This window comes from Salegentibacter salarius (genome assembly GCF_900168265.1).
Taxonomy (GTDB): Bacteria; Bacteroidota; Bacteroidia; order Flavobacteriales; family Flavobacteriaceae; genus Salegentibacter; species Salegentibacter salarius.
Map to the genome: position 1 here is coordinate 54,172 of NZ_FVZF01000015.1, position 17,263 is coordinate 71,434.

17 protein-coding genes and 3 tRNA genes are annotated in these 17,263 nt (G+C 37.1%); 6 read left to right on the forward strand and 14 right to left on the reverse strand.

Features of this window, described 5'->3' with window-relative positions; all coding sequences use genetic code 11:
• Window positions 1–257: 257 nt before the first annotated feature.
• Both B5440_RS09630 and B5440_RS09635 read left to right on the forward strand, forming a co-directional pair.
• The gene (locus tag B5440_RS09630; RefSeq protein WP_070053393.1) at window positions 258–2,525 is read left to right on the forward strand and encodes an aconitate hydratase; all 2,268 of its coding nucleotides are present in this window, start codon (window positions 258–260) and stop codon (window positions 2,523–2,525) included.
• 216 nt (window positions 2,526–2,741) lie between these two features.
• A complete protein-coding gene (locus B5440_RS09635; protein WP_070053392.1) occupies window positions 2,742–3,305 on the forward strand; it encodes a TlpA family protein disulfide reductase in 564 nt (187 codons plus the stop codon).
• 2 nt (window positions 3,306–3,307) lie between these two features.
• Here B5440_RS09635 and B5440_RS09640 read toward each other — a convergent pair whose 3' ends face one another.
• Genes B5440_RS09640 through B5440_RS09660 form a run of 5 tightly spaced genes read right to left on the reverse strand, consistent with a single transcriptional unit; the run spans window position 3,308 to window position 8,129 of the window.
• Window positions 3,308–4,444, reverse strand: coding sequence for a lycopene cyclase family protein (locus B5440_RS09640; protein ID WP_070053391.1), 1,137 nt, complete (start codon window positions 4,442–4,444; stop codon window positions 3,308–3,310).
• A 29-nt stretch (window positions 4,445–4,473) separates the two neighbouring features.
• The gene (locus B5440_RS09645; protein ID WP_070053390.1) at window positions 4,474–4,923 is read right to left on the reverse strand and encodes a sterol desaturase family protein; all 450 of its coding nucleotides are present in this window, start codon (window positions 4,921–4,923) and stop codon (window positions 4,474–4,476) included.
• A 1-nt stretch (window position 4,924) separates the two neighbouring features.
• The gene (locus tag B5440_RS09650; protein WP_070053389.1) at window positions 4,925–5,764 is read right to left on the reverse strand and encodes a phytoene/squalene synthase family protein; all 840 of its coding nucleotides are present in this window, start codon (window positions 5,762–5,764) and stop codon (window positions 4,925–4,927) included.
• A gap of 3 nt (window positions 5,765–5,767) precedes the next feature.
• Complete coding sequence (locus B5440_RS09655) at window positions 5,768–7,228, reverse strand: phytoene desaturase family protein (RefSeq protein ID WP_070053388.1); 1,461 nt, start codon at window positions 7,226–7,228, stop codon at window positions 5,768–5,770.
• A gap of 7 nt (window positions 7,229–7,235) precedes the next feature.
• Window positions 7,236–8,129, reverse strand: a complete 894-nt coding sequence (locus B5440_RS09660; RefSeq protein ID WP_070053387.1) for a MerR family transcriptional regulator — start codon at window positions 8,127–8,129, stop codon at window positions 7,236–7,238.
• 104 nt (window positions 8,130–8,233) lie between these two features.
• Between B5440_RS09660 and B5440_RS09665 the strand changes: the two genes are divergently transcribed.
• The gene (locus B5440_RS09665) at window positions 8,234–9,037 is read left to right on the forward strand and encodes an SDR family oxidoreductase (RefSeq protein ID WP_070053386.1); all 804 of its coding nucleotides are present in this window, start codon (window positions 8,234–8,236) and stop codon (window positions 9,035–9,037) included.
• Window positions 9,012–10,418, forward strand: coding sequence for an aldehyde dehydrogenase (locus tag B5440_RS09670; RefSeq protein WP_232755986.1), 1,407 nt, complete (start codon window positions 9,012–9,014; stop codon window positions 10,416–10,418). The genes B5440_RS09665 and B5440_RS09670 overlap by 26 nt, the downstream gene beginning before the upstream one ends.
• A 12-nt stretch (window positions 10,419–10,430) precedes the next feature.
• Here the strand turns inward: B5440_RS09670 and B5440_RS09675 are convergent.
• The 3 genes from B5440_RS09675 to B5440_RS09685 form a co-directional block, all read right to left on the reverse strand.
• Window positions 10,431–10,514: transfer RNA gene (locus B5440_RS09675), tRNA-Leu, on the reverse strand.
• 174 nt (window positions 10,515–10,688) lie between these two features.
• Window positions 10,689–10,761, reverse strand: a tRNA-Lys gene (locus tag B5440_RS09680).
• Window positions 10,762–10,877: 116 nt separating this feature from the next.
• Window positions 10,878–10,950: transfer RNA gene (locus B5440_RS09685), tRNA-Lys, on the reverse strand.
• A gap of 125 nt (window positions 10,951–11,075) precedes the next feature.
• Here B5440_RS09685 and B5440_RS09690 point away from each other — a divergent pair.
• Window positions 11,076–11,594, forward strand: coding sequence for a shikimate kinase (locus B5440_RS09690; RefSeq protein WP_070053385.1), 519 nt, complete (start codon window positions 11,076–11,078; stop codon window positions 11,592–11,594).
• Here B5440_RS09690 and B5440_RS09695 read toward each other — a convergent pair.
• The 3 genes from B5440_RS09695 to B5440_RS09705 all read right to left on the reverse strand — a co-directional run bounded on the left by B5440_RS09695 (window position 11,589) and on the right by B5440_RS09705 (window position 13,144).
• Window positions 11,589–12,089, reverse strand: coding sequence for a phosphoribosyltransferase family protein (locus B5440_RS09695; RefSeq protein WP_070053384.1), 501 nt, complete (start codon window positions 12,087–12,089; stop codon window positions 11,589–11,591). The two genes, B5440_RS09690 and B5440_RS09695, sit on opposite strands and share 6 nt — an antisense overlap.
• Before the next feature lie 82 nt (window positions 12,090–12,171).
• Window positions 12,172–12,789, reverse strand: coding sequence for a class I SAM-dependent methyltransferase (locus B5440_RS09700; protein WP_317039366.1), 618 nt, complete (start codon window positions 12,787–12,789; stop codon window positions 12,172–12,174).
• Window positions 12,749–13,144, reverse strand: coding sequence for an RNA-binding S4 domain-containing protein (locus B5440_RS09705; protein ID WP_070053382.1), 396 nt, complete (start codon window positions 13,142–13,144; stop codon window positions 12,749–12,751). The genes B5440_RS09700 and B5440_RS09705 overlap by 41 nt, the downstream gene beginning before the upstream one ends.
• Before the next feature lie 79 nt (window positions 13,145–13,223).
• Between B5440_RS09705 and B5440_RS09710 the strand changes: the two genes are divergently transcribed.
• Entirely contained in the window at window positions 13,224–14,129 is a 906-nt protein-coding gene (locus B5440_RS09710; RefSeq protein WP_070053381.1) for an FKBP-type peptidyl-prolyl cis-trans isomerase, read from the forward strand.
• 182 nt (window positions 14,130–14,311) lie between these two features.
• Here B5440_RS09710 and B5440_RS09715 read toward each other — a convergent pair whose 3' ends face one another.
• The 3 genes from B5440_RS09715 to B5440_RS09725 form a co-directional block, all read right to left on the reverse strand.
• Window positions 14,312–14,905: an outer membrane beta-barrel protein gene (locus B5440_RS09715; protein ID WP_070053380.1), complete on the reverse strand. Its 594-nt coding sequence runs from the start codon at window positions 14,903–14,905 to the stop codon at window positions 14,312–14,314.
• Window positions 14,906–15,125: 220 nt separating this feature from the next.
• On the reverse strand, window positions 15,126–16,079 hold the full coding sequence (locus B5440_RS09720; protein ID WP_070053379.1) for a transketolase family protein: 954 nt from the start codon (window positions 16,077–16,079) through the stop codon (window positions 15,126–15,128).
• Window positions 16,080–16,153: 74 nt separating this feature from the next.
• Window positions 16,154–17,002, reverse strand: coding sequence for a transketolase (locus B5440_RS09725; protein WP_070053378.1), 849 nt, complete (start codon window positions 17,000–17,002; stop codon window positions 16,154–16,156).
• Window positions 17,003–17,263: the final 261 nt, after the last annotated feature.

Consider the following 17,263-nt stretch of genomic DNA (forward strand, 5'->3'; position numbering starts at 1 on the left):
GAAACTGTTCTTATCAAGAATGGGTTTAAATTCTACTTTCTTTGTCGCTTTAGATTAGATTTTTTATAATCTGGTTCATTTAATTTATGAAATTCATAATTTTCAACCTAATTATTAGGCTTAGCTAAATTTAAACCATTGATAATTGCGAATTGTAAAATTATTTTCATTAAATTTTGATAATCACTTCTTATTTTCAAAATCCACTCGAAATCCTTAAATTTGCTAGACTTTTTTAGAACTAAATATATAATAATATGGCATACGATATTGATATGATCAAAAAGGTGTACAGCCAAATGGCCGAACGTGTGAATACTGCACGCGAGGTGGTTGGAAAACCTTTAACCCTTTCAGAAAAAATTCTTTATTCGCATTTATGGGATGGTGCTGCCAAGGAGGCTTACCAAAGAGGAAAAGACTATGTAGAATTTGCGCCAGACAGGATTGCCTGCCAGGATGCAACTGCCCAAATGGCTTTATTGCAATTTATGCAAGCCGGGAAAAAGCAGGTTGCAGTACCAACTACAGTGCATTGTGATCACCTTATCCAGGCCAAAATGGGAGCTGCAATAGATTTGCGAGCTGCTAATAAATCTAGTAGTGAAGTTTTTGATTTCTTGGAATCTGTTTCTAATAAATACGGAATAGGATTTTGGAAACCGGGAGCAGGAATTATTCACCAGGTGGTATTGGAAAATTACGCATTCCCGGGTGGAATGATGATTGGTACTGATTCTCACACGGTAAATGCCGGTGGTCTTGGAATGGTTGCCATAGGTGTTGGTGGTGCTGATGCAGTAGATGTAATGGCCGGAATGCCATGGGAGCTTAAATTCCCAAAACTTATTGGAGTTAAATTAACCGGAAAACTTTCGGGATGGACTTCCTCTAAAGATGTTATTTTAAAAGTAGCCGGCATCCTTACCGTAAAAGGTGGAACCGGATCAATTATAGAATATTTTGGCGAAGGAGCTCGCTCTATGTCAGCTACCGGAAAAGGAACTATTTGTAATATGGGAGCCGAAGTTGGTGCAACCACTTCAACTTTTGGTTACGATGAGTCGATGTCGCGTTACTTAAAAGCTACAGATCGTGCAGATGTTGCAGATGCTGCTAATGAAATTAAGGAACACCTTACCGGAGATGATGAGGTTTATGCAAATCCCGAACAGTATTTTGACGAGGTAATTGAGATTAATCTTTCAGAATTAAAACCTCACCTTAACGGTCCATTTACTCCAGATTTGGCTACTCCGATTTCAGAAATGGCCGCAAAAGCGAAGGAAAACGACTGGCCAATTAATGTAGATTGGGGATTAATAGGATCCTGTACCAACTCTTCTTACGAAGATTTAACCAGGGCTGCCTCAATCGCAAAACAGGCGGTTGATAAAAAAGTAAAGGCAAAATCAGATTTTGGTATTAATCCTGGATCTGAACAAATTAGGTTTACTGCAGAGCGCGACGGCTTGCTAAAGATTTTTGAAGATCTTGATGCTACAATTTTCACCAATGCCTGTGGACCTTGTATTGGCCAATGGGATAGAAGTGACAGAAAGGGCGAAGAGAAAAACACAATTGTGCATTCCTTTAACCGAAACTTTTCAAAACGTGCCGATGGTAACCCAAATACTCACGCTTTTGTAGGTTCTCCAGAAATGGTTGCCGCAATTGCAATTTCAGGACGTCTTGATTTTGATCCAACTCGCGATAAGTTGATGAATGAAGATGGTGAGGAAGTAATGTTGGATGAGCCAACAGGAATTGAATTACCTTCAGATGGCTTTGATGTGGAAGAAGATGGTTATGTACCACCAAATGAAGATGGAAGCTCTGTTGAAGTAAAAGTAGCTGAAGATAGCGAAAGACTTCAGTTGTTAACTCCATTTGAGCCATGGGATGGTAAAAACCTTACCGGCGCTAAATTGCTAATTAAAGCCTTCGGAAAATGTACAACTGACCATATTTCTATGGCCGGACCTTGGTTGCGTTACAGAGGACACTTAGATAATATTTCTAACAACTGTCTAATTGGAGCAGTTAATGCATTTAATAAAAAGACGAACTTTGTGAAGAACCAGCTTACCGGAGAGTATGATGGTGTTCCAGCGGTACAAAGAGAGTACAAAAAAGAAGGTGTTCCAACGGTAGTTGTTGGAGATCATAACTATGGTGAAGGTTCTTCTAGAGAGCACGCGGCGATGGAGCCTCGTCATCTGGGAGTGAAAGTTGTATTGGTTAAATCTTTTGCCCGTATTCACGAAACAAACCTTAAAAAACAGGGTATGTTAGGATTGACTTTTGCTAATGAGGCCGATTATGACCTTATTCAGGAAGACGATACCTTCAACTTTATAGACCTTGAAGATTTTGCTCCAGACAAGCAAATTACGGTAGAAATCGTACATGCCGATGGTAGCAAAGACACTATTAAAACAAACCATACTTATAACAAACCTCAAATTGAGTGGTATAAGCACGGTTCAGCACTTAACTTAATTAAGAAGCAAAACGCTGCTTAAATTAGTTTAGGGTTATATTTTATAAAGAGGCTGATTAATATTTGATCGTTTCGTCATTCTGAACTCGTTTCAGAATCTAAAATTCTTAGGAGTTAGACCCTGAAACAAGTTCAGGGTGACGTGGTGAGAAATAAATATTAATCAGCCTCTTTTTTATGCCCAAAATTCAGATGTTAAGTACCTTTGCTTTTTACGTCTAAGTATTAAAATTTGGTAATGAAGAAGCTTTTCAAGAATCAATGGAGTAATATTATCTTTATTGTAATTATCCTCGCGATGATTATTCCCCAAACTCGCAAACCCATTCAAATTGTAGTAAATAAGATATTTGCATTCAGCCCTTCTGTGACCGATGAAGAAGATAGAAAAGAGCTTGAAACCTATAATTGGACTTTAGAAACAGAATCGGGTAAAAGAGTAGATTTTGCCGAATCTAAAGGGAAAGTGATTATTGTAAACTATTGGGCCACCTGGTGTCCTCCCTGTATTGCTGAAATGCCAAGTTTCCAGGAACTTTATACCGATTATAAAGATGAAGTGGAATTCTATTTTATTTCTGGAGAAGATCACGAAACCACTAATAATTTTCTGAAGCGTAAAGGCTATCGTTTTTCCAGTTACCGAATGCTTTCTGAAGATCCAAAACCTTTAGATGGCTATACGCTGCCTTCTACCTATGTAATTAATAAAAATGGAACTATTGTAGTGGATAAAAAAGGCGCAGCAGATTGGAATAGTCAGAATTTTAGAAATTTATTGAATCAGCTTGTAGCTGAATAATGCTAAAAAGTTTTTCTGAAAAAAGACGCGACAAAGTCGAAACTATAAAGAGACAACATAATTTTTAGATCTTCTGAAACTGAAGTTTCCTCGTCTAGATACCTGAAAATATCCTGGGGAGAATTTTTAGTGTAGAATTTTGTAAAAATCTCTTCTCCCTTTTGGTTGTTCTGCGCGAGCACATCTAAAAAGATCGCATCATATTTCCTGAATTTATTATTGATTAAATTCTCACCGGGGCGTTTTCCGCTTTTAATATTCTCAATAATCTTCGCAATACGCTTTTCGGTATTTTTAAATGAATAACCGGTTGAAGGTTTTACCCAACCACCGCCGGTACCTATTTTAGTTATTTGTTCAGTATTGGCTTTGTCAAAAGGAAAATCGGTCATTGGGATAACGCCTGTTTCTGTGCTTCTAATCTTGAAATTTTTTGTTTTTAAAATCTTTTCAAAATATTGCTGAAGCATTTCGTCATAGACCTTGTCTTCAGTTAAAAAAGGAGAGAAGAAGGTATATTCAACCAAAGCCTTTTTCTCGGTAAATGGGAGAATATAAGTAAACGCAGTAGCATCCGGATATTTAATTCGGTAATCCATCATTGTGAAGGATTCTGGCGTAAAGACCGGTATTTCGGTTTCTACTTCCCAACCTTTAAAATGCTGAAAAATAGTAGTGTGTTTTTTGCTTTCCAGGTAAGAAGGGTCTACCCTGCTATCAAAGAAATGTGTGGCGCCATAAGATTTTTTCTGACCTCTGGCTTTCATCGTGACAGGATCTATTTTTTGAATTTCATCAGTAATAAATTCAATGTCCCCAGATTCCTCAATTTCATCCTGTAATTGTTGGTGGTAATCTTTAGCTTTTATCATCTTGTAAGTATAAGGTGATAATTGGAGATCAAGATTTTCTTCTGAAGATATAAACTTGCCTTTATTCCAGGAATTAGTGAGTAGATCGTCCCATTTGCCTTTGCCTTTTTCCCAAAAACACCAGGTTTTAACCGGCATGGAAAAATCGGAATCTATTATAGCAATCTTTTTTCCTTTAAAAAAAACATCCCGGCTAAGTTGCCGGGCGAGCTGTAGGCCTGCGAGTCCTCCGCCAATAATTACATAAAAATACCTGGGACCTAGCATAGGCTTATAAAAGCTATATTATAATTATTTTATTTTTTAAAATATTTTGAAGGTACAAACAGCATCCCAAAACATTCGCCATCATCTTTTCCAAGATGTTTGTGATGCATTTTGTGAGCTCTTCTTATTCCCTTGGCGTAAGGATTATTTGCATTCCTGAACATTTTAAAACGCTGGTGTATAAAAATATCGTGAACGGTAAAATAAGTGATCCCATAAGCTAAAATTCCAAGACCAATAGGTAATCCTATCCAAACATCTTCATAACGCCATAGCAGGAAAAAACCAATACTCACTAATGCATAAAATATAAAGAAAAGGTCGTTTCGTTCCCACCAGTGACTGTGATCTTTATGGTGATGGTCTTTGTGTAGCTTCCAAAGAAGCCCGTGCATTATATATTTATGGGTAAACCAGGCCATTCCTTCCATTGCTGCGAAGGTGCCCAGAAAAACTAAGATCCATAATAAAGTAGTCATACTAAATAAGTTTTAATCTATAAGAAATGTACGATTTGGCCAGGAGACCTGCTTTTTGATAATTTGGAACACGTATCCTGCTGTTTCTAATTTCCAAAGATGGTACTTTCTTTAATTTATGTAATAATTTTCTATAATAAATGTAAGCGGTATAAACACCAAATTTTGCTTCTACCGGTAAATGCGCAATTCCGCTTAAACCGTGTTTAAAATCTTCTTCAATTTCTTTTATAATTCGTTGTTTACTAACTTCATCTAATTTTTCAAGGTTTGTACCTGGAAAATAACTTCTGCTAAGATCTTCAAAATCGGCTTTTAGGTCCCTTAAAAAATTCACTTTTTGAAAAGCAGAGCCTAAACTCATCGCAGATTCCTTTAGCGATTCATATTTCTGCTGGTCTCCATTTACAAAAACCTTTAAACACATAAGGCCAACCACATCTGCACTGCCATAGATATATTCTTTATATTCGGCTACACTAAGATAATCAGATTTATGCAAATCAAGGCGCATACTCTTCATAAATGAGCGATAAAGAGATTCATCTATTTCATATTTATGCACGGTTTCCTGAAAAGAATTTAAAATAGGATTTAAGCTGATCTTATCTTCAATGGCTTTATAAAGATCTACTTCAAAATCGTTAAAAAGTCTTTCCTTATCGTAATCGTGAAAAGTGTCTACAATTTCATCGGCAAAGCGCACAAAGCCGTAAATATTGTAAATATCCTGGCGTATTGAGGGGGCTAGCATCCTGGTTGCAGTAGAGAACGAGGTGCTGTAATGATGAGTAACAGTTTTGCTACAAGCCCGTGAAACCGTGTCAAAAATGGCTTTCATAATTTAATCTTCTTTTTGAATTAATCCGGCGGCAAGCTTTCCTGAAATGAGGGAAGGCGGTACACCGGGTCCGGGAACACTCAGCTGCCCGGTAAAAAATAATTTATGCACTTTTTTGCTCTTTAATTTAGGTCTTAAAAATGCAGTTTGCAAAAGGGTGTTCGCCAGGCCATAGGCATTACCCTTGTAGCTATTATATTCTTCTTTAAAATCCTTTACACAAAAAGATTCTTTAAAAAGAAGATGATCGGTTACATTTTGATTGGTTAAACTTTCAAAACGGGTTATAATTTTCTGAAAATATTTCTCCCTAATTTCAGGAGTATCTTCAACATCTGGAGCCAGTGGAATTAAAAATATTCCAGCTTCTTTACCTTCCGGTGCAGCGGCATCATCTGTAACTGATGGAAAGCTAGCATAAAAAAGTGGATTTTCAGGCCATTCAGCATCATCGTAAATTGCTTTCGCATGTTTCTCGAAGTCCGTATCAAAAAACAAGGTGTGATGAGTTACATTCTCTAATTTCTTATCAAAACCGGCAAAGAATAATAAGGCTGAAGGAGCAAAGGTCTTTTTTTTCCAATAAGACTCCTTGTATTGTCTTTTATATTCCGGCAATAAAGTTTCGGTATGATGATAATCGGCACCGCTAAGAATATAATCGGCTTTAATTTTCTTTCCATTAACCAGCATACCGGTTGCAGTATTATTTTCAACAAAAATTTCTGAAACCGGCGCATTGACGTTAACCTTTATACCTAGCGATTTAGCCAGGCTTTCCATGCCTTCAATAACTTTATACATTCCGCCTTTTGGATGCCAGGTTCCCAGGCCAAAATCTGCGTAATTCATAAAACTATAGAAGGCCGGGGTATTACTAGCTTTAGCGCCAAGAAATAAAACCGGAAATTCTAGAATTTGAACCAACTTTGTATTGCTAAATTCTTTTCTAACTTCTTTAGAGATTGTGCTAAAAAACTGACCTATTTTACCGGCTGTAGTTGGGGTTACCAATTCCAGAGGAGAAACTCCTGGGCGATATACCAGGTCTTTAATAGCAATATCATAATTATCTTTGGCTTCTTTAATAAACTCTTTCAGTTTTTTGGAACTTCCCGGTTCTTCAGCTTCAAAGGCAGCGCAAATTTTATCCAGGCTGTCTTCTATGGTAATACTGTCTTCTTTTCCGAAGAAAACCTTGTAAGCCGGGCTTAATTTTTCCAGTTCATAATAATCTGAAGGCTTTTTGCCGAAATCGGCGAAGAAACGTTCAAAAACATCGGGCATCCAATACCAGGTTGGACCTATATCAAAACAAAAACCATCCTTTTTAAGCTGGCGTGCCCGCCCGCCTATATTCGAGTTTTTTTCAAAAATCTCTACTTCATAGCCGTCTTTAGCCAGGTAGCAAGCGGCTGCAAGAGAAGCGAATCCCGAACCAATAATAGCAACTTTCTTTTTCATAAATATTCTATAAGTTATCTATAAATTGGTTTAAACTGGTATGAGTTTTCACAAAAGGGGGTAATTCTTTATGCTGTATTTCCCTTATTTTATGTCCAAAAAGTAATAGTTCGTATTTTTCCTTTTCGCAAACCTGCTCATTAAACTCATTGATGAAATCTTCTACATCACCCGGTGCGGTAGTAAAATAACTTACAAAGCTAATTTTGTTATGTCGCTCCAATAAATAATCGAGATCGCTTAAAGGTAAACTGGGTCCAAGGTAAATGGCCTTATTCCCGTGATAAAGAAGTTCGTAATACAGGTAAATAATTCCTATATCGTGAATTTCATTCTCTGGAAGAAAAAGCACGTAAAGTTTATCTGAAGTTGGTTCAACCTCTTTTTTAATTTCTGCAAGATTCAAGTAGAGTTTCTGTTTAATGAGATCTACTATATAATGTTCGTGAATTGGCTTTATGGTATCGGTTTGCCATAACATTCCAATTTGCTCTAATAGCGGAAGAAATACCTGGTGAAAAATTTCACGGAAACTTTTATCTTTCTGCAGGTTTTCATAAGTGCTATTAAAAAGGTCTTCGTCAAAATTCATCATAGAAAGCTTAAACGAATTTTGAGCGCGATTCTCTTTACTTGCGCGAGCAGATATACTCCGTACCATTTTAGAAATTTCTTCTTCACTTAATTTAGAAATTCTAGAGATCTTATAGCCGTGTTCATTTAAGAAAGCAACGTTTAAAATCTTTTGCAAGTTAGTACTATCGTACGTTCTTATATTCGTAGAAGTACGGTCGGGATTTAAGATATTGTATCTTTTTTCCCAAATTCTTATGGTATGAGCCTTGATTCCGCTTAAATTTTCAAGGTCTTTTATGCTGAAATTTTGTTTAATTAGTTCCATATTGTGTTTAAGATAGTCAAATCTAACTAAATTTGAACATTAAACACTTTATTGAACTGTTAAAATGTTTAATTGTTTAGTTAAAAAGTTAAACAGTAAATTTTATGACGAAGTTTTCTTCTAAAATTGTGCTTATAACCGGTGGTGCATCTGGCATTGGTAAATTAATGGGACGCGAAGTACTGCAACGTGGTAGTAAGTTAGTAATCTGGGACGTAGATAAGATTAATTTACAGCAAACCCTTAAAGAATTTGATGAGTTCGGGGAAGTTTATGGATATACCGTAGATATTACTAATACTGCCTGGATTCACGAAATTGCAAAACAGGTAAAAGATGAAATTGGTCCCGTTGATATTCTTATAAATAATGCGGGAATTGTATTTGGAGGTTATTTTCACGAAAATTCTTCGGAAAATATAGAAAAGGTCATGAATGTAAATGCCATTGCTCCCATGCAACCTGCGCGAACTTTTTTAAGCGGGATGATGGAAAGGAAACAAGGGCATATTTGTAATATCACTTCCTCGGCAGGCCTGGTCTCCAATCCTAAAATGGCTGTCTATGCAGGAAGTAAATGGGCTGCCACCGGTTGGTCTGATAGTTTACGTTTGGAGATGAAACAACTTAAAACCGGGGTAGGGGTTACCACCGTAACTCCATATTATATAAATACAGGAATGTTTGATGGCGTAAAATCTAACATTCCTATTCTGGATCAATATAAAGTGGCTAAAAGGATAATTAAGGCCATCGAAAATAATAGAATTTATTTAAGTATGCCGTGGAGTATGCGTTTTGTAAGATTTTCTCAGGGACTTTTTCCTATCTGGTTTTACGACTGGTTTGTAGGAAGGGTAATTGGGGTGTATAAAACTATGGATGAATTTAAAGGCCGAAAAAGATAAGGATATGGAAGAAACTTCAGCAAAAAATATAGCCGAAATATATAAGAAGCAAAGAACTTTTTTCGCTTCTCAGGAAACAAAAAGTATAGATTTTAGGCTTCAGCAGTTAAAGAAACTAAAGAAAGCTGTTCTTCAGTATGAAGATAAAGTGAATGAAGCTTTGTGGGAAGACCTACATAAATCTAAAGAGGAAGCATTTCTTACAGAGACCAGCCTGCTTATAGAAGAACTGAATTATCATATTAAGAATTTAAAAAGCTGGGCGAAACCAAAGAAAGTAGGCACACCTCTACAAATTAAACCTTCGCGCTCAAAGATCTATTTCGAGCCTTTGGGCATTGGTTTAATAATTGCACCCTGGAATTACCCCTTTCAGCTTACACTTAATCCTTTAATTGGAGCGATTTCTGCCGGTTGCTGTGCGGTTTTAAAACCTTCGCCAGATACTCCAAATGTAGCACAGGTTATTGAAGAAATGATATCAGAACATTTCTCTTCCGAATATATTACGGTAGTTCAGGGTGGAAAGGATGCTAACCAGGAGTTGTTTAAATTTCCTTTTGATATCATGTTTTTTACCGGCAGTCCAACCGTTGGTAAAATAGTGATGAAAGCTGCCGCTGAATATTTGAGTAGGGTTGTATTGGAGTTGGGAGGTAAAAGCCCTTGTATTGTAAATAAAGATGCAAATTTAAAGATCGCCGGGAAGCGCATTGCCTGGGGGAAAATTATGAATGCAGGACAAACTTGTATTGCTCCAGATTATTTGTTAGTTCATAAAGAAGTTAAGAAAGATCTTTTAGCTGAAATTTCTAAGGCTTTTGAAGAAATGTTGGGAGAAAATATTGCCAATAGTAATTATTACGGCCGAATTGTAACCCCTGCGGCAATGAATCGTTTAAAGAAATACCTTAACGGAGATATTTATTATGGTGGAAAAATAGATTTAGAGGAAAAATATATAGAACCTACAATTTTAAACAATATAGATCCTGAAGATGAAATTATGCAGGAAGAAATTTTTGGGCCTATTTTACCGGTGATGGAATTTGAAGAGCTCACAGAAGCTATATCCTATGTTAATGGGAATGAGAAACCACTTGCACTTTATTATTTCGGAAAAGATAAAACTGCAAAAAGAATGCTGCAGGAAACAAGTTCTGGCGGTGCCTGTATTAATGATACGCTTATACACGTGGCGAACCATAAATTACCATTTGGCGGCGTTGGGAATAGCGGGATGGGGAAATATCACGGCAAAGAAAGTTACCTGGCTTTTACACACGAAAGGGGAGTGGTGAATTCTTCAACAAAACTGGATATACCTTTAAAGTATCCGCCTTATAAGTTTTTTGGTTTGATTAAGAAAATAGTAGGGTAAGTAATTTGAAAGTGCCCGGAGCGGGAGTCGAACCCGCACGCCCTAATGGACACATGGCCCTCAACCATGCCTGTCTACCAGTTCCAGCACCCGGGCTTAAAACAAGTCTGGAAAAAGTAAATTTCCAAGGGCTGTAGCAAGAAATCGAATTCTACGAGTTAAGAATTCTGAACTTAAAAAAATGTGATCTGGCTGGGGCTTTCCGATATTTCCCTATCGCTTAAATCGGAATAAACTTATCGCCCAACAAAATCTGAACTTAAAAAAATGTGATCTGGCTGGGGCTCGAACCCAGGACCCTCTCCTTAAAAGGGAGATGCTCTACCAACTGAGCTACCAGATCGGTTTTCAATATTTTAATTCTGAACTTAAAAAGTGATCTGGCTGAGGCTTTCCGATATTTCGCTATCGCTTAAATCGGAATAAACTTCTCGCCCAACAAAATCTGAACTTTAAAAGTGATCTGGCTGGGGCTCGAACCCAGGACCCTCTCCTTAAAAGGGAGATGCTCTACCAACTGAGCTACCAGATCAATAAAAAGCATCCGTCTTTTTGCGAATGCGGGTGCAAATATACATTCATTAATTTATTTTTCAAGCCTAAATTGAGATAAATTTATATTAGATTTGGATCTTCCTAATAATAAGTACTTTAACAATGAAAATATTTTTAACCGGCTATATGGGTTCAGGTAAATCGGTAATAGGCGAAATGCTCGCTAAGAAACTGAATTACAAATATGTAGATCTCGATGATCAAATAGAAGTGATACAAGGGAAGAGTATCAACGATATTTTTGAAGATAAAGGAGAGTTATTTTTTAGAAAGTTAGAATCGCAGATTTTGGATGATATTTTAGAAGATACTTCCAATATGATCATTTCATTAGGCGGAGGAACTCCTTGTTATGGAAATAATTTTGAGCGAATTTGCGAGCAAAAAGATACTACGAGCATTTATTTAAAAGCTTCCATCCAATCTTTAACTGACAGGCTTTTTGTTGAAAAGATTCATCGCCCGGTAATCAGTCATCTCGAAACCAGGGAAGCTTTAGAGGAATTTATTAGAAAACATCTTTTTGAACGGGCTTACTATTATAGCCAGTCAGATATGAGTATCACTGTAGATGAGAAAACTCCTGAAACTATTGTAGCTCAAATTATGGAGCGGCTATAAAAGTTCGGCTTTAAATTTATTGGGCTCAAAAGAAACCTTAACCATTTCATTTAAAGAGGTAGAAAGGGAAATTCCTTTGAAATCTGCTTTTACCGGATATTTCTTATGATTTCTATCTACTAAAACAGCGGTTTTAAATTGTTTAAGCGGAACATTTAAAAAGTGTCTTACCCCATAAATTAAGGTAGTTCCCGAGTTTAATACATCATCCACAAGGATAACCGATTTATCGCGGTAAATTTCAGGCTCAAGCGAAGTGGTGATCTCTTCCAGCGGATTTTTCTTATTCACATGAACTTCACAAAGCTTTATTTTAAGTGGTGAAATGTTCTCCAAAGCTTCTTTTAAGTGTGTAGCCAACTGATAGCCCTTATTAGCGATACCGGCCAGGATAATTTCTTTTTCATCAATATTACTTTCATAAACCTGGTAGGCTATGCGTTTTATTTTATGCTGAATTTGGTCGTGATTTAAAATAAGTACACGTTCTTTCATTTTCTTGATAATTTTAATCCCAATATGGGAATTCAATACAGGCTTTTAATTACTTGTAAGAGATCTTCTTCTAGCGTCATCCCTATTTCTTTCTAAACTTAAAAAACAATTCGTTTCCCTGCCTTGGTTTGATGGAATTGTAACAAGTTTCAAGAATTTCAATCTCAAAATACGGACTAAAATACGTTAAATATTCCTCTTTACTACCGCCAAAAGGTGGTCCGTCTTCTGTCAAAGGAAAACTAAAAAGTAATCCGCTTAATAGAGCATTCTGCTTTAAGAGTTCAGCGGTTTTCAAGGCGTAATTCTTTCTGGAATCTATTGGTAACGCACAAAAGAAAGTTTGTTCTAAAATGAGATCAAACTTATCTTCAATTTCAAAGAAATTAATATTCAGCAATTGGTTTTCGGGAAAAGTGGGTACGCGAGCTATTAAGTTCTGAAGTGGCTTTTCACTAATATCGGCAACGTAAACATTTTTGAAACCTTGTTTAAATAAATATTCTGCTTCATAAGCGTTTCCGGCTCCCGGAATTAATATTTTTAGGTTTTTATCTTCCAGCTGATCTATATACGCTTTTAACGGCCTGGAAATTTCACCAATATCCCAGCCGGTTTGGTTCTGCTCATAACGTTGAGACCAGAATTCATTAGAAAAACTACGATTTGATGTCATCTGGATTGGGATCTGTATTTTCAAACCAATCGTCTATATCACGACGATCTTTTTTGGTAGGCCTGCCGGTTCCTTTTTTGCGGTAATAATCTTTAGAATACTTTAAAAGCTCCAGTTTTTCAAAAGCCTCTTTTGGTGTAACATCTATTAGATAAAGATTAACCAATTTAGCGCCGACCCGGCTGGCGGGAAGGTCTAAAACTTCAATTTGATAATCTATTTGATTTTTGCGTACGCTAAGTTTATCATTTGGAAAAACTTCTTTAGAAGGCTTTACACTGGTGCCATCCATTTTTACTTTTCCCTGCTTACATGCGTTGGTGGCAATGCTGCGGGTTTTAAAATATCTTACGCACCATAAAAACTTGTCAACTCTCATAAAATCTCTCCTTTAAAACTGCGTTATTCTTAAACAAAAATACAAGAATATTGTATCTTGCGCGCCAAAAATAGAGACAATGCAATTAAACAAATTTTTTATTCTAAGCTTTATTTCAGCTTTAACTTTAATTTCCTGTGACGAAGATGATAACGGAAATGCCCCCGAATTCGAAGAAAGGGATCCTGAAGAGCAGGCTATAGCTGATGAAGATTCTATTAATAATTTCCTGGACACCCATTTCTACAATTATGAGGAGTTTGAAAACCCTTCTGATGATTTTGATTATATGGTTAGGTTTGATACTATAGCCGGAGAAAATGCCGATAAAACGCCGCTTTCTGAAGAAGAAAACCTCGAGATGAAAACGGTGGTGAATAATGATGTAGAATATAATATGTATGTTCTTAAAGTAAGAGAAGGGGAAGGGCAACAACCTAAATTCACCGATTCTACTTTGGTTAATTACCGGGGAGAACTATTAAATCTTAGTGCTTTTGATAATGCCAGTACTCCGGTTTGGTTTGATCTTACTACCTTAATTAAAGGCTTTTCTGCAGGAATTGTAGAATTTAAAGGTGCTACCGGTTATACCGTTAATCCTGATAACACCGTAGATTTTAATGATGATTACGGAATTGGAGCACTTATTTTTCCTTCAGGTTTAGGATATTTTTCAAGCTCTCAACCCAGTATTCCACCTTACAGCCCTTTGATTTTTAATGTACAGTTATTAGGAGTAAACGAAGCCGATCACGATCGTGATGGGATTCCTAGCTGGATGGAAGACCTTAATGAAAACAACGATATTCTAGACGATGATACCGATGAGGATGGAACCCCAAATTTTGCTGATCCAGATGATGATGGTGATGGTACTCCAACCCGCGATGAAATAATTATAAATGAAGACGGTAGTGTAGAATTTCCGGATGCTAACGGAAATGGAACTCCGGATTATTTAGATCCAGACACCTTTCAATAGGTAGGTTAATTATTATAAGAGAAAAGGCTGTGCGAAAAGTCTAATTTCGTCAAGCTGAACTTGTTTCAGCTTCTAATTTGTTACGATTATTAACATCTTAGATTCTGAAATAAATTCAGAATGACGATTCAAAAAACTTTTCGAACAGCCTTTTTTATTTTGTCAGCTTCTTCTAATCTAATTTAAAAAGCATAAGACAAACTCAAAATCCATTGAGATGGTCTTGAATCTATCGAAAAGTTATCCTGAGCATCTTCGCTAAAAGCAGTGTTTTCAGTAAACGCTCCTTCATATCTCACATCAAAACCTAAGCGCCCAAGATTTATGCCTGCGCCTACCTGGTAACCTACGGTAATATCTTTTTCAACATCACCAATTTTAAGCGTGGTATCCTCTAGCTCGTTATTTATAATATATTGAAATGAGGGCCCGGCTTTTATATTAAGAGGTCCTATAACATTTACTCCCAGCAAAATTGGAGCATCTATTTTATCGATTTTATAATCGAAATTTTCATATTCGGTGTTCAAACGAGTGAACATTAATTCTGGCTGAATAAAAATTCCGACAATCTGGAATCGGCTGAAAAGCCCAATGTGATACCCAGATTTTTCTTTTCCTTCTATAATATCATCAAGATCGTTAACCGCACTTTCTCTTTCAAGATCGCCGGTAGCTCCATAATTGAAACCTCCTTTAATTCCAAAATCTGCTTCCTGTGCCATAAGTCCTATAGAGGAAAACAGAAAAACAGCGATAAACATTAATTTCTTCATAGTAGATTGTTTTATGTTAGGTTTTGATAACGCACAAATAGTGCCCATTATTCTATTTATAATGAAAAGAGGCTATTTAAAAAGTCTTGTCTCGTCAAGCTGAACTTGTTTCAGCTTCTAACATGTTTTAAAAATAAACATATTATATTCTGAAATTAATTCAGGATGACGATTTTAATAACTTTTAAAATAGCCCCTTAAAATACTTAAAAAAGATTTTCTATTTTCTCTTTAATACTTTTTCTGTGGCCTTAATAATTGCTTCCGCATTAAGTCCGTATTTATCCATTAATTGTTCTGGTGTTCCGCTTTCTCCAAAAGTATCCTGAGTGGCCACAAATTCTTGTGGTGCAGGATTATTTTCGGCTAAAGTACGCGCAACACTTTCTCCAAGTCCGCCAAGGAAATTGTGTTCTTCGGCAGTTACCACACATCCGGTTTTCTTAACCGACCTGATGATGGCTTTTTCATCTAAAGGCTTAATCGTATGAATGTTAATTACATCAGCACTAATTCCTTTTTCTGAAAGCTTCTGTGCAGCCTGTATCGCTTCCCACACCAAATGGCCGGTAGCAATAATAGTTACATCTTCGCCTTCATATAAATGAACTGCTTTTCCAATCTCAAACTTCTGGTCTTCGGCAGTAAAATTGGCTACTTTTGGTCTTCCAAAGCGAAGGTAAACCGGGCCGTCGTGTTCTGCAATTGCTAAAGTTGCTGCTTTGGTCTGGTTAAAATCGCAAGTGTTAATTACCGTCATTCCCGGTAACATTTTCATAAGGCCAATGTCTTCCAGGATCTGGTGTGTGGCACCATCTTCTCCTAAGGTAACTCCAGAGTGAGAAGCACAGATCTTTACATTTTTACCTGAATATGCGATAGATTGACGAATCTGGTCGTAAACTCTACCTGTTGCAAAATTGGCGAAAGTTCCGGCAAAAGGAATTTTCCCGCCTATGGTAAGGCCGGCAGCCATTCCCATCATATTGGCTTCAGCAATTCCCGTCTGGAAAAAACGCTCTGGATTTTCATCTATAAAATCCTGCATTTTAAGAGATCCCACAAGATCGGCACAAAGTGCTACTACGTTAGGGTTGGTTCTGCCAAGTTCGGTAAGTCCTGCACCAAAACCGGAGCGGGTATCTTTCTTTCCTGTATCTATATATGTTTTCATTCTAAATTTTATTGTCATTTCCGCGCAGGCGGAAATCTATGTTGTTTTAATTTCCACTTTGTCAGAAATCTATTTTAATAGTCTCCTAAAGTTTCAGGATTTTGTGTAAGCGCGGTTTCCAATTGTTCATCATTAGGCGCTTTTCCGTGCCAGGCGTGGGTATGCATCATAAAATCTACGCCGTTACCCATCACCGTAGTCATAAGTATACAAACCGGCTTTCCTTTTCCGGTGCGAGATTTTGCTTCGGTTAAACCATCAATTACCTTTTGCATATCGTTACCATCTTCAATCTCCATCACATCCCAACCAAAAGCTTCAAATTTAGCTTTCATATTACCCATAGGTAAAACGGTCTCGGTGCTTCCATCTATTTGCTGGCCGTTAAGGTCTACCGTAGCAATAAGATTATCTACTTTATTTCCGGCAGCATACATAATAGCTTCCCAGTTCTGGCCTTCTTGCAATTCCCCGTCACCTAGAAGGGCGAATACCAAATGATTATCCTTATTTAGCTTTTTAGCTTGAGCAGCTCCAAGAGCGACTGACATTCCCTGACCCAGAGAACCTGAAGCTACGCGAATTCCCGGTAGGCCTTCGTGTGTGGTAGGGTGACCTTGTAACCTGGAATCAATAAGGCGAAAAGTATTCAATTCATCTACAGGAAAATAACCGCTACGGGCTAAAACACTATAAAATACCGGAGAAATATGGCCGTTAGAAAGGAAGAAAATATCTTCTTCTTTCCCGTCCATATTAAACTCGGGCTTGTGCTCCATAATCCCGCCCTGGTACAAAGCGGTGAAAAATTCTGTGCAACCAAGCGAACCTCCCGGGTGTCCCGAATTCACTTTGTGAACCTGCCTTAAAATATCCCGGCGAACCTGGGTGGCAAAATCTTCTAATTCTTTGATTTTTGACATTAAAGTAAAATTGTGTTGTTAAAATAATAGCCACAAAAATAGGTTTTTATAAAGCTTTGTCAAAGTGGTTGCGAGTCAGTTATCAAGAAAACTATTCAAGTAACTAACAATTTCCCGTTTTAACTTCTTTTATTGGCACCGCCAAAGGGTATAATACCCCGGGGCTTGCCTCGAAATTAAAAATTTGTTTCCAAAGAATGCCTCGTGGGCTTGCCCCGAGATAGTTTACCTAATATTTACTCGATAATCGTGATTTAAATG

Coding starts and splice junctions, on each gene's coding strand:
- B5440_RS09690 (WP_070053385.1), top strand. CDS start 11,076: ATGAAAATATTTTTAACCGGCTATATGGGTTCAGGTAAATCGGTAATA.
- B5440_RS09635 (WP_070053392.1), top strand. CDS start 2,742: ATGAAGAAGCTTTTCAAGAATCAATGGAGTAATATTATCTTTATTGTA.
- B5440_RS09715 (WP_070053380.1), bottom strand. CDS start 14,905: ATGAAGAAATTAATGTTTATCGCTGTTTTTCTGTTTTCCTCTATAGGA.
- B5440_RS09640 (WP_070053391.1), bottom strand. CDS start 4,444: ATGCTAGGTCCCAGGTATTTTTATGTAATTATTGGCGGAGGACTCGCA.
- B5440_RS09660 (WP_070053387.1), bottom strand. CDS start 8,129: ATGGAACTAATTAAACAAAATTTCAGCATAAAAGACCTTGAAAATTTA.
- B5440_RS09720 (WP_070053379.1), bottom strand. CDS start 16,079: ATGAAAACATATATAGATACAGGAAAGAAAGATACCCGCTCCGGTTTT.
- B5440_RS09705 (WP_070053382.1), bottom strand. CDS start 13,144: ATGAGAGTTGACAAGTTTTTATGGTGCGTAAGATATTTTAAAACCCGC.
- B5440_RS09650 (WP_070053389.1), bottom strand. CDS start 5,764: ATGAAAGCCATTTTTGACACGGTTTCACGGGCTTGTAGCAAAACTGTT.
- B5440_RS09665 (WP_070053386.1), top strand. CDS start 8,234: ATGACGAAGTTTTCTTCTAAAATTGTGCTTATAACCGGTGGTGCATCT.
- B5440_RS09645 (WP_070053390.1), bottom strand. CDS start 4,923: ATGACTACTTTATTATGGATCTTAGTTTTTCTGGGCACCTTCGCAGCA.
- B5440_RS09655 (WP_070053388.1), bottom strand. CDS start 7,228: ATGAAAAAGAAAGTTGCTATTATTGGTTCGGGATTCGCTTCTCTTGCA.
- B5440_RS09670 (WP_232755986.1), top strand. CDS start 9,012: ATGAATTTAAAGGCCGAAAAAGATAAGGATATGGAAGAAACTTCAGCA.
- B5440_RS09630 (WP_070053393.1), top strand. CDS start 258: ATGGCATACGATATTGATATGATCAAAAAGGTGTACAGCCAAATGGCC.
- B5440_RS09695 (WP_070053384.1), bottom strand. CDS start 12,089: ATGAAAGAACGTGTACTTATTTTAAATCACGACCAAATTCAGCATAAA.
- B5440_RS09710 (WP_070053381.1), top strand. CDS start 13,224: ATGCAATTAAACAAATTTTTTATTCTAAGCTTTATTTCAGCTTTAACT.
- B5440_RS09725 (WP_070053378.1), bottom strand. CDS start 17,002: ATGTCAAAAATCAAAGAATTAGAAGATTTTGCCACCCAGGTTCGCCGG.